The sequence below is a fragment of the Brevibacillus sp. M2.1A genome (assembly GCF_013284355.2).
In the GTDB taxonomy this organism is placed as follows: Bacteria; Bacillota; Bacilli; order Brevibacillales; family Brevibacillaceae; genus Brevibacillus.
Window position 1 is genome coordinate 231923 of sequence record NZ_JABSUY020000001.1, and the last position, 12264, is coordinate 244186.

A 12264-nucleotide genomic window follows, 5' to 3' on the forward strand; every position below is an offset into this window, starting at 1 on the left:
CTTTCTCAATGGCTACCTGACCATTCCTTCAATCTGCGTGCCTGTTCGCGCACGATCTCCTCAAGCGGATGACCTGCCGGAATGCCGGTACAATTGTGTAATGTATTTTCCCATCCAAACTCTTTCAGGCTTACTTGTATCCGTGCGGACTCTGCGTCCTCGGGATAGTCGAATGCCAGTGCCGCTGCAATTGCCAGACTCAAATACTCTGGATTCATTCCTTTTTCCATGCATTGCAGCGCCGGGCCGACCAAACGATCATGCTGCGACAGCTTGCGGATCGGCGAACGCGCCACCCTGACAATATCGTCAGACAGCAGTGGATTGGTGTATCTACCGAGGATTTTTTCCACGTACTGCCCATGAACCTGCGGGTCAAATCCGTACTTGGCAGCAAGCAGTGCACCTGTCTCCTGAAGAGCCCCGCGTGTCGCCTGAACAATCCGGTCGTCTCGCATCGCTTCATCAATCGTTTTCATCCCCAACTGATACCCCAGGTATGCAATGACCGCATGACCTGTGTTGACGGTAAACAGCTTTCTTTCGATGTATGGCGCCAGATCCTCCACATAGGTAACGCCCTCAATGGACGGGACTTCTCCAACCATCTGGGACGAATCTACCACCCATTCGAAAAACGGTTCAACCATAACCAGGAGCTTGTCATCATGCTGCTGCAAAGGAACAATCCGATCTACGGCTGCATTGGGGAATCCGATCCATTGTGCTGCCCCGGCTTGAACCGATTCCGTCAGATGCTCATACACATGCTCCTTCAGCTTCTCGCTGCCACCAATCATGTTTTCACATGCAATCACATTGAGTGGCTTGGCATGAACAGAAAGTCTCCGGGTAATGCCGGCTGCGATGGCCCCTGCAATGTGCGGAAGAATGTTCGGACCAACTGCCGTCGTAACCAAATCGGCAGTGGCGATCGCTTCAGCTACCGCCGCTACATCCTGACCATTTATCGCTCGAACTCCTTCCACGACCGACTCTGGTTTTCCTGTTGTTGCTAGTTGCACGCGATACATTTTTCGCTCATTCAACTCATCGACCAAAGCGGCATTGACATCCACAAACACAATTTCATAGCCAGCCTTTTGCAACAGTTGTCCGATAAAGCCTCGCCCAATATTTCCCGCTCCAAAATGTACAGCTAGCATAGTGGATTACACCTCCTCGGAGAACATCGTGATAATCTCTTCCGCCGAAGCCGCGTTTACAATCCGCTTGACGTTTTCCTCCTCGGAGCAAAGAATGGCGATGTTCGAGAGCACCTCCAGATGCTCATCTCCAACAGCAGCAATGCCCACCAGCAAATAAGCTGTATTGCCTTCTCCAAAATCGACGCCCTCGGGAACCTGAATGATGGAGATCCCGGTGGATTGAATCTCTGCCTTGGATTCGTTCGTTCCATGCGGGATGGCTACGCCGCTTCCGATGTATGTTGTCGCCAACTGCTCGCGCTCTTGCATTTTCTCTATATACGCCTCCGTTACGTGGCCTGCACGCACAAGCAATTGTCCTGCCAGTCTGATCGCTTCTTCTTTATTGGCTACCTTTGCACTCAACATGATTTTTTCTGCTGTCAGTATGTTTTTCATTTCGTTCTCTCCAATCCTATCTTTTTGAGGCAAAACGCATACATTTTGCCCGCTATATAATCAGCAATTTGCTGTGTTTCTCCTGTTTTCAAAACCGCTTGCATTTCTTCTTCAATCAAAAGGGAGCTGATCTCGCTGAGTACTTCCAGCCCTTCCTTCGGTACTTCTTTCGGCCCCAAAAGTAGCAGAAGCATGTCAATGGAGATGACTTCTTCATCCATCGAGCGAAGAAGCACAGGCTCTCGTAATTGGTGAAACGTAAAAGACGCCTTGTTCACCGCTTCATTTCTTCCGTGAAAAAGGGCCAGGGAAGTTCCCGGAATCCCCAAACCGCCGAGCTTTTCCCGCTCGATCAACTGCTTGACGACCGGATCGACCTCTTCAATCGTTCCACGCTCTTTCAGCCCCTTGCTGATTTGGCTCAAAAGCTGGGCGATGTCCTGATCACGGTTATCCCATCTCATTCCCCATAGCCCATCGTATAGCTCATTGGCATACGCAGTGTAGTATTGCATGGCCCTTAGTTGTTCGATGGATTGCTGTCCTGCGGGAACCAGCTGACTTTTCTCCTGAAGAGATTGCTTCTGACTCGTCGTATGCAATTGATATTTAATTTTTTGGATGTCGTCTGGCGGAAGCAACGGGCTGACCACGACATATTCCCCTGGATCGAGCGGCAATGGAAGGGTGGAAATAATCAAGTCATAATCCGCTGCCGGAACCTCTTCCAGATCAAACATCGACAGATTTTTCAAGCTGACGATCTCCGGTATTTCTTTTTTGATGCGCGTAGCCAAAATCTTGGAGGAGCCGATCCCGCTGGAGCATACTACCAATGCCCGGTACCACTGCTGCTCCTGGCGCGTTCTCTCTAATGCCGCACCAAGATGCATCACCAGGTACCCGATCTCTTCATCTGGAACCTGCAGCTCTGGTAAAACTGTATGAACCGCTTCACTTGTTACGGTAAACAGCTCTGGATAGTTTTGCTTGATCTGCTCGAGAATCGGATTGCGAATCTCCATCTTCCGCTGCAATCGGTATAAGGCTGGCTCCAAATGCGTCAACAGACCATGGAACAGCGAGGCGTCATTGCCAAGCGGAATGTTCAGGCGTTCTTCGCAGGCTTGAATGAAGCGTTTCGTAATGACCATGAGCTCCGTATTTTCCGTCCATACCTGGTCATCCGGAGAATGCCGCAGCTTGGCACCCCGCAAGTGCATCGTAATATAGCCGATCTCATCCGCTGGGATTTCCATTTGGAAGATTTGCTTCAGGCGCTCCATGATGTTGCTGGCTATTTCGTACTCGGGTGTTCCAAGCAATTCACTGAGGGTTTTCTCGTCAAAATGAATGCCTTCCCCTTTTTCAATCCGTTCCATGGCCAATGCCAGATGTGTGACTAATCCGAGATAAGCGCTGTCTGCCAAAGGATAGGGAAGCTCCTCGTCCAGATGGCTCAGTGCATTCTCGACCTTGATCAGCTTTTCCCGGTCAATCAAACCAAGCAGCCGTTCCGATATCGAGTCGATGTCTCGGAGTGCCTTGTTTTGAATATTTTCTTTGATAATCCCAATTAGCTCGTGATCGTCCAGATGCTCGGCAATCAGTCTGCTTATAGCCCGCCGCTTGGACGATTCTGTACCTTGCAGCTCTACGCCGTACCCTCTTTTTCGCAAGAGTGACAGATCGTAACGAGCAAGCATGGTCTCTAAATCATCCAAATCATGACTGATGGTCGCTGTCGTCACTTTCAAATCGATCGCCAGCGAAATCAGCTTGACTGGCTCCGATGCCTCCAGGAGCGCGCACAGGATGATGGCCTTACGTTCCTGCGCGGTGTATTCCTTCGTCATGTGATGCAGGACAGACATTCTGAGTGCAAGCTTTTGGTCGTCGGTCCCCACCACTTCAAGCCCTGATCCAGTTTTTCTGACTAACTCCAGTTCAAATTCATCGAACAAGGAATCCAGCGCATCCAATTCCCTGTGAACGGTACGTCCGCTTACACCGATCTGTTCGGCAATCGAACCAACGGTAACTCCTTTTTGTTCCCTCAATAAAATCTCGATAATGGATCGCTGTCGAGAGGATACAAGCATGTCTTCGTTCCCTCCTTAACGCCAAAGAGGGAAGACGCTAGCTCTCACTAGCGTTGATTCCCTTTACCCCAGGCGTTTGACCAACTTGTCATACTCGGGACTATTCAAGAAATTGTCAATGGAGATATGCTCCGCAGAAGGAGCTTTGACTTGCGCTCTCTCTGTTAAAGACTTGTGTGTAATGACGATATCAGCGTCACTTGGAATGTCGTTGATCGCTGTATTGATGACCGTAATCTCGGTCAGGCCCGCATCCTTGAACTTTTTGCGCAAGGACGCCGCGCCCATCGCACTGGAGCCCATACCCGCATCGCAAGAGAAGACAACTTTTTTCACGTCAGCAGCAGCTACCTCATGCTTCACTCGAGCTTCAACCGCTTCTTGTTCCTGTGCTTTTTTGCCTTTCATCTCCTGCATTTTTTCTGTCGCTTTTTCCAGTTCATCTTCGTCTGTCTTCGCGCTCATTTTCAAGAGAGCAGACGCGATGAGGAAGGACACGACAGTCGCTGCCAACACACCAGCCAGTACCGGTAGTAGCCCACCACGCGGTGCCATTGCAATCAAGGCGAAAATACTACCCGGAGATGGTGGCGCCACCAATCCTGCGCCAAGCAGCGTGAAGGTAAACACACCAGCCATCCCGCCGCCAATGGCAGCCAGAATCAAACGCGGATTCATCAGCACATACGGGAAGTAAATTTCGTGGATACCCCCAAAGAAGTGAATGATGACAGCACCCGGAGCCGATTGCTTTGCACTGCCCCTGCCAGCAAGCCAGTACGCCAACAAAATTCCCAAACCTGGCCCCGGATTGGATTCAAGCAGAAAGAAAACCGATTGACCCAGCTTCGCGGCTTCATCCAAACCGATCGGGCTCAAAATACCGTGGTTAATCGCATTATTCAGGAACAGGATCTTCGCTGGCTCGATGAAAATGCTGGCAAGCGGCAGCAATCCTGCACCTACAATGACTTCCACACCCGCTGCAAGCGCCTTGCTCAAGCCCACAACGACAGGCCCAATTGCCTGGAATGCCAAAAGTGTCAGTAACCCGCCAACAATACCAGCGGAAAAGTTGTTTACTAGCATTTCAAAGCCGGAACGAATTTTTCCTTCGAACAACTGGTCCACTTTTTTCATGACCCAGCCGCCCAAAGGACCCATGATCATAGCTCCCAGGAACATCGGGATGTCTGCACCTACGACAACCCCCATCGTAGCGACGGCACCTACGACCCCTCCTCGAACATCATGGACCATTTTCCCGCCGGTATAACCGATCAGCAGTGGCAGTAAATACGTAATCATCGGTCCAACCAGTTTGGCCAAATTTTCGTTAGGCAACCAACCTGTCGGGATAAATAAAGCGGTAATCAATCCCCAAGCGATGAAAGCACCGATATTTGGCATAACCATCGCACTCAAAAATCGTCCAAACTTTTGTACCGAGACTCGGATTCCACCCGAAGCGTTTTTGGTTTCCACGCTCTCCATACTGCACCCTCCTTTACCCCTATTTATGAGATATTGACATGATTAAAAAGGTAATGTGTACACCTCAAATATAAAGCGTTTTCATAAGGGCTAACAACAAAATCAAAGCGCAAATTTGTCTGACTCATTGTTGCCAAAACTTAATTGCCCACAGGAAAAAGACCTCTGCCCTGCTGCAGAAGCCTTTTCCTTACACCTGCATGTACCCATATCCGCCTCCCAATCCCTGCGCGAAAATTCGTGCCAAAACACCCCTAGTTTGTCACGGATTCTCCTAAATATTCGCGGGCAGTCAACACGAAAAAAGACCGATGCGCACATGTATGTGCACACCAGTCTTTGCTTGCAATACCGTTCGATTCCTAGCTGCGTGGTGGACGAGATTCGCCACGTGGACGGGAGTCACCGCTGCGTGGACGGGAGTCGCCACTGCGTGGACGAGATTCGCCGCCGCGAGGACGATATTCGCCATTGCGTGGGCGAGATGGACGCTTTCCACCAAAACCGGAACCCGAACCGAAGCCACCTTTTCCTTTTGGAGGCAGCTTTTTCTTCCCTACGCGAAGAGGAGCTTCTTCTGTCAGGCGAACAGGTGTTGTATCCGGCTCTTTGGTCAACAGCTTGAGTGCTGCAGATACCAGCGTTACAGAATCAACATCCTCCAGCAATTGTTCTGCCAATGTTTTGTAAGCAGACAGATCATCTCTTCCAGACGCTTCCAAGATTTTGTCTACTGTCATTTTTTGTTGACCTTCCAGAGCTTCTGCCATCGAAGGAACAGCACGACGCTCCATGCGACGCTTGGTTGTACGCTCAATCAGACGCAAATGGTCGATTTCACGGGAAGTAACAAATGTGATCGCGAGACCCGTTTTACCAGCACGTCCCGTTCTACCGATACGGTGAACGTAGCTTTCGGAGTCTTGTGGAATGTCAAAGTTGAAGACGTGTGTAACACCGCTGATATCCAGACCGCGGGCTGCTACGTCGGTCGCCACCAATACCTCGATTGTACCTTCCTTGAACTTGCGCAGTACGCTGTCGCGTTTTGCTTGGTTCAGGTCTCCGTGGATACCTTCTGCTCCATAACCGCGCTTGGTCAGAGCTTCGGACAGCTCATCTACTCTGCGCTTGGTTCTACCGAATACGATAGCCAGCTCAGGCGAATGAATATCCAGCAAACGGCACAGAACATCGAACTTTTGTCTTTCTGCCATTTCCATATATTGCTGTTCGATGTTTGGTACGGTTACTTCTTTTGCTTTCACTTGAATGATGGTTGGTTCGTTCATGAACTGCTGGGCGATTTCCTGAATCGCTCTCGGCATCGTTGCGGAGAACAGCAGGGTTTGTCGACTTTCTGGAACCTCTTTCAAGATTTCCTTAATGTCGTCGATGAAACCCATGTTCAGCATTTCATCCGCTTCGTCCAAAACAACTACCTCGATGGCATCCAGACGAATCGTTCTTCTTCTCATGTGGTCCATGAAACGACCAGGTGTTGCTACGATGATTTGCGGGCGTTTTTTCAACGCCTTGATTTGACGCGTGATGTCTTGACCACCGTAGATTGGCAGGGCAGAGATGTTTTTAAATTGGGCAATTTTATTAATCTCTTCTGCAACCTGAACAGCCAGCTCACGAGTTGGGGTCAATACAACCCCTTGAATATTTCCGCTTGTTTCATCCATGCGTTCAATCAGCGGAATACCAAATGCAGCCGTTTTACCTGTACCAGTTTGTGCTTGACCAATCAGGTCACGACCTTGCAGTGCTACAGGAACCGTTTGATCCTGAATAGCTGTAGCCTCTTCGAAGCCCATGTTGCTCAACGCTCTAACAATGGAGTGGTGTAAGCCAAAATCATTAAAAGTCGCCAATGAATGTCAGTCTCCTTTATCAATACCTTCATCTATAAAATTCTCAAAAAAAAGGGCACTATTCCTTACGATCCGGAACATGCCCTTTTATCCCGATTGTACGTAGCGCCCTAAAGAACATAGCTGTAATCGTACCATGCAATGACTGAAAAAGCAAACAGCTTATAGACCCAAATTGTTTGATTTTTTGGTAATGAATCTTGTAAAAATAACAAAGCAGCCCAGAATCAGGCTGCTCGTCTGTTATCGAATTATTTTACCCATTTGTTGTAAAGCTCATCAAACTTCCCTTGCAGTTTCATTTCGTCCATCCAAAGATCCAAGTAGTTAGCGAAGATTGTGTCTCCGCGGTGAATCATGTACGCTTTTTCACTCTTGGTGAATGGGTTGTCAGTCAGAGCGGCATACAGGCGGGAGTCTGCTTTGGAATATACAAGCGCTTCCAGCGTATCTGTGATCATCACATCGTACTTACCGCTTGCTACCAGACCAGGAATGTCGAGGTTGTTTTGTTCAACAGTCACAGTTGCTTTTGTCAGGTGCTCACGAACGAATTTTTCGTTGGTGCCTCCTGGATTCACACCAATGCGCACCTCTGGTTTATTGATGTCTGCTACACTCTTGTACTTGTCCTTGTCTTCTGCACGGATGAGCGGAGCTTTACCGAACATAATATAAGGATCGCTCATGTGTGCTTTTTTCTGGCGGTCTGTGTTGCGGGTAACGCCTCCGACAGCAATATCGAATTTATTTGCCAACAGATCGTCCATCAGTGTCGGCCAGGATGTTTGAACAAAACGCGCCTCTACTCCCAGGCTTTTTGCGAATTCTTTCATCGCATCGATATCGTAACCTTCGAATTGGTTTGTTTTCGGATTCAAATATGTAAACGGTTTGTAGTCACCTGGAGTACCTACGAGGATATAGCCTCTCGCAATGATTTCGTCCAAACGAGACTCAAACTTTTTCGCTTGCGGTTTTTTAGCAGCTTCAGCAGCTACGGTTTGGACAGGCTTAACCGCTGTTGCGGCAAAAGCACCTGTTCCTGATGTCATGAGCATAGTTGCAGCGAGTGTGCTCGCCAAGATTGTTTTTGTGAATTTTTTCATCTGGGTTCTCCTCCTGTTAAACGGTAATGAATTTAGTTAGTAGAAACAAACTCCATCATCCCCTAATGGCATCCCCCCTTTCAAAGAAGAGGACTTACAACCTGTAGAGCTGCTTCTTATACAGTAAACCTGCCGATTCCTTGTTGTAATTCTTCTGCCACTGCATTCAAATGCTCGACAGACTGGCCAATTTCCTGGATGGCTTGAAGCTGCTCTTCGGTTGCCTTTGCCACTGTTTGCGCGTCGAGTGAAGCATGTTTTGCAATGTTATGCATTTCATCTACAGAAGCACTCACCTGTTGGGAGCCTGCTGACATTTGTTCAGATGCGGCGGATACTTCCAAAATGTGCGCAGCAACGTTCCGGGAAGATTCCAAAATATGCCCAAAGATTTCGCGAACCTCTTCGACCAATTGGATACCTTGCTGTGCGTTTTGGTTGCCCGCTGTCATGACCTCTACTGCGTGACGAGTATCCTGTTGGATTTCCCCGATCAGCATCGCGATTTTGGATGCGGATTCCTCGGATTGGTTCGCCAGTTTTTTTACTTCACCGGCAACTACAGCAAATCCACGTCCATGCTCGCCTGCACGTGCCGCCTCAATCGAAGCGTTCAAGGCAAGCAAATTAATTTGTGAGGTCAATTGACTGATCGTATCAAGAATGCCTTCGATTTCTTTGGAGCGATTGTTGAGCTGTTCAATGGCTACTGTCGCCTTCGATGTTCCCTCGCCAATGCTTCCCATCTGGAGAACTGCCTGCTCTACCACAGCAGTTCCTTGTTCTGCCTGCTCTGTTGCTATCTGGGCAGCCTCAGAAACATGTGCAGACGTCTCCGCGATTTTCACTATGCCTGCTGCCATGTCAGTCATCGACAATGCGACTTCCTGCGAGCTGGCTGCCTGCGCCTCTGCTCCCTCAGAAATCTGTGCGATAGACAAGCCGATTTGGTTGATGTTTTCTGTCGCCTGCTTAATACCTTCAGATACTTCCTGACTAAAACGCTGTACTTGATCAGACGACAGTGATACGTCTTCAATCAAATTTTTCAAGTGCGATACCGTCTGGTTAAAGTCACGGGACAGAACCGCAATCTCGTCTTTTCCGTCAACCGTTACGGTCTCTTTCAAGTTGCCCTGCGCCACTACATTTACGGCGTGATTCAGACGCTCAATTGGTTTCACCATGCGTACAGCCAAGAAATAAACGAGGACAACCCCAATTGCCAATACGATGAGGGAAATAACCATCAATCGAACTGACAGTTGATCGACAGGGGCATGCAGCTCTGCTACAGGTGCAGTGATGTATATACCCCAGTTCAAATTGGTAGGAGCATACGAAGCAAATCGCTCTGTATTCTCGTAATTATATTGGGCAATTCCATGCTTCCCTTGCTTGATGTCTTCAAAGCCAGTCTGAAGTTCAAGAATACCCATATTGAGAATCGATTCCTTCAGAATGAACTCGCTGTTCGGATGATAAATAAATGTTCCTGTTTTGCTTACTAAAAAGGCGTAGCCTGATTGACCAAATTTCTCTTCGGACACCTTTTTTTGGATCTCATTGATAGGAATCGTAGAACCGATATAACCGTATTGACGATTGTCCTTCATCAATGGAACGACAAGGGTCACGATGTTATTCCCTGTGCGCTTCGAAACAACTGGCTCTGAGACAACAACCTTTCCTTCCCCTTTGCTGGCTTCCTTAATGTGCGGACGATCCGAGATATCAGTCACTTCACCCTTGAAATTGATCACATTCTTTCCGCTTAAATCATGCGAAAAGAAGAACGTCTCAAACTCGGGGTTTTTCTTTTGGGCCTCTTGAATGAGTTTCAGGTCATACTCGGCATTTTGATCAGCCGACATCAACCCTCCCACTGCTCTTACAATTTCAATTTTTTCTTTAAAGAAACCATCGATACGAATCGAGAGATTGTTAGCTGACAACTCAGCTTCTTTGTCCAGACTGTCTGCCAAAAGATTGGAAGCACTCCAATAGCTTGCACCGCAAACCGTACCCAAACTTATCAACAACAGCAGGCACAAAACGATAATTAGCTTATTCTTCAAACTATTTTTCATACCGAATCCCTTCTCCCTTCTCTTTTTTCAACAAAAAAAAGACTGCCCACCGACAGCCCATCATGACTACGGTATGGCAACCCGGCTGTCCTAGCTGCGAAAGTCACTTGACTCTCGACCTTAGACCCGTGGCTTTGCGTCCCTGCCTTTCAGCAAGTTTGCCTTTGTCATTCCTTGTTGTTTTTCAATTAAGTTCACATTTTTCAATCTCACCTTTCTTTTCCCATAACTTTCCGATAATAAACCTCAAAAATACAAAAAAAGCTGACAACCTTTTACAGTTGTCAGCTTTTTGTCAAACTTTTTGACTAGCTTAATCCGATCACTTGGCCATCCTCGTCTACATATAACGATTCAGCAGCCGGCTTTTTCGGGAGGCCTGGCATGGTAACCAAGCTACCGGTCAGTGCCACAATAAAACCAGCTCCTGCTGATATGCGCACTTCACTCACTTGGATCGTGAAGTCAACAGGTGCTCCCAACAGATCAGCGCGGTCCGTAAAGGAGTAAGGTGTTTTCGCCATGCACACAGGCAGATGGGACATGCCCATTTCTTCTACCTTTTGGATCGTTTTTAATGCCAGCGGCGAAAAGACAACCCCTGATCCACCGTATACTTCTTTTACGACTGTCTCAATCTTGTCTTTTATGCTGAGGTTATCTTCATACAAGAATCGGAAGGATGAAGGCCGCTCTGCTGCACGAGTCACTTTTTCAGCAAGCTCGACACCACCTGCTCCGCCTTCTGCCCATACTTTGGACAGCGCCGCTTCGGCTCCGGCCGCTTGGCACAGCGCAATGACTGCATCCACCTCTGCCTGGGTATCTGTCGCAAAATGATTGATCGCCACCACTGCTGGCACACCGAACTTTTGCAGGTTTTCCAGATGGCGCTTGACGTTTTCGAAGCCTTTCTCCAGAGCAGACAAGTTCTCCTCTGCCAGATCAGGTACTTTTACCCCGCCGTTGTATTTCAACGAGCGAACTGTAATGACCACGACAGCAGCCGATGGAGTCAGACCTGCTTTTCTGCACTTGATGTCAAAAAACTTTTCGGCCCCCAGGTCGGCACCAAAGCCAGCCTCTGTTACGACGTAATCTGCCAGCTTCAAAGCCATCTTGGTTCCGATCACGCTGCTGCACCCATGCGCGATATTGGCAAAAGGTCCTCCGTGAATGATGACCGGAGTTCCTTCGATTGTCTGTACGAGATTGGGCTTGATGGCTTCCTTCAAGAGAACACACATCGCATCGACCGCGTTGATTTCCTCTGCCCGTACAGGCTGATCATCGAAATCGTAGCCAATAATGATCTGGTTCAATCGCTCGCGCAAGTCCGCCAGATTCTCACTCAGGCATAAGATCGCCATGATTTCCGAAGCGGTTGTAATCATGAAGCCATCTTCACGCGTCATCCCGTTGCCGTCACCCAGACCAACCACGATGTTACGCAGTGCACGGTCGTTCATGTCCATGGCTCGTTTCCAGACGATTTTCTTTGGATTGAGCCCACGCGGATTGCCGTGGAAAATATGATTGTCGATCATCGCTGCCAACAAGTTATGTGCAGCTGTAATCGCATGAATGTCCCCTGTAAAATGCAGGTTAATTTCGTCAGCCGGGAGAATTTGTGCTTGGCCGCTTCCGGTTGCGCCTCCTTTGATCCCCATGCAAGGACCCAAGGACGGCTCGCGAAGCGCTGCCATTGTTTTCTTCCCGAGATAATTTAATGCTTGTGACAAACCAATCGTCGTGAGTGTCTTACCTGCTCCCGCCGGGTTAGGGTTCATCGCTGTAACAAGAATCAGTTTGCCATCAGGGCGATCCTTCACTTGCTCCCATAGCTCATCTGATAATTTGGCTTTATATTTTCCGTATAGCTCCAAATACTGTTCTTCGATACCTGCAATCTTGGCAATTTCAACAATAGACTTCATTTTTGCCTCCCTGCCACACCAGAATGTAATGCACCAGTTACCAAT

8 protein-coding genes and 1 riboswitch are annotated in these 12264 nt (G+C 48.5%); all 8 genes read right to left on the reverse strand.

The genetic code is table 11. The features are described from left to right. Nucleotides 1–5 precede the first annotated feature (5 nt). Complete coding sequence (locus HP567_RS01065; protein WP_173610324.1) at nt 6–1166, reverse strand: mannitol-1-phosphate 5-dehydrogenase; 1161 nt, start codon at nt 1164–1166, stop codon at nt 6–8. Between the two features lie 6 nt (nt 1167–1172). After that, on the reverse strand, nt 1173–1607 hold the full coding sequence (locus tag HP567_RS01070) for a PTS sugar transporter subunit IIA (protein ID WP_173610323.1): 435 nt from the start codon (nt 1605–1607) through the stop codon (nt 1173–1175). Then, on the reverse strand, nt 1604–3709 hold the full coding sequence (locus HP567_RS01075; RefSeq protein WP_173610322.1) for a BglG family transcription antiterminator: 2106 nt from the start codon (nt 3707–3709) through the stop codon (nt 1604–1606). Before HP567_RS01075 ends, HP567_RS01070 begins: the two co-directional genes overlap by 4 nt. Nucleotides 3710–3772: 63 nt before the next feature. Beyond that, nucleotides 3773–5203, reverse strand: coding sequence for a PTS mannitol transporter subunit IICB (locus tag HP567_RS01080; protein WP_173610321.1), 1431 nt, complete (start codon nt 5201–5203; stop codon nt 3773–3775). Between the two features lie 362 nt (nt 5204–5565). Then, on the reverse strand, nt 5566–7083 hold the full coding sequence (locus tag HP567_RS01085; protein ID WP_173610320.1) for a DEAD/DEAH box helicase: 1518 nt from the start codon (nt 7081–7083) through the stop codon (nt 5566–5568). A 251-nt stretch (nt 7084–7334) separates the two neighbouring features. Further along, a complete protein-coding gene (locus HP567_RS01090; RefSeq protein WP_173610319.1) occupies nt 7335–8192 on the reverse strand; it encodes a transporter substrate-binding domain-containing protein in 858 nt (285 codons plus the stop codon). Between the two features lie 116 nt (nt 8193–8308). Beyond that, on the reverse strand, nt 8309–10282 hold the full coding sequence (locus HP567_RS01095; RefSeq protein ID WP_173610318.1) for a methyl-accepting chemotaxis protein: 1974 nt from the start codon (nt 10280–10282) through the stop codon (nt 8309–8311). A 72-nt stretch (nt 10283–10354) separates the two neighbouring features. Then, nucleotides 10355–10455, reverse strand: a riboswitch (cyclic di-GMP riboswitch). 135 nt (nt 10456–10590) lie between these two features. Further along, nucleotides 10591–12219: a formate--tetrahydrofolate ligase gene (locus tag HP567_RS01100; protein ID WP_173610317.1), complete on the reverse strand. Its 1629-nt coding sequence runs from the start codon at nt 12217–12219 to the stop codon at nt 10591–10593. Between the last annotated feature and the right edge of the window lie 45 nt (nt 12220–12264).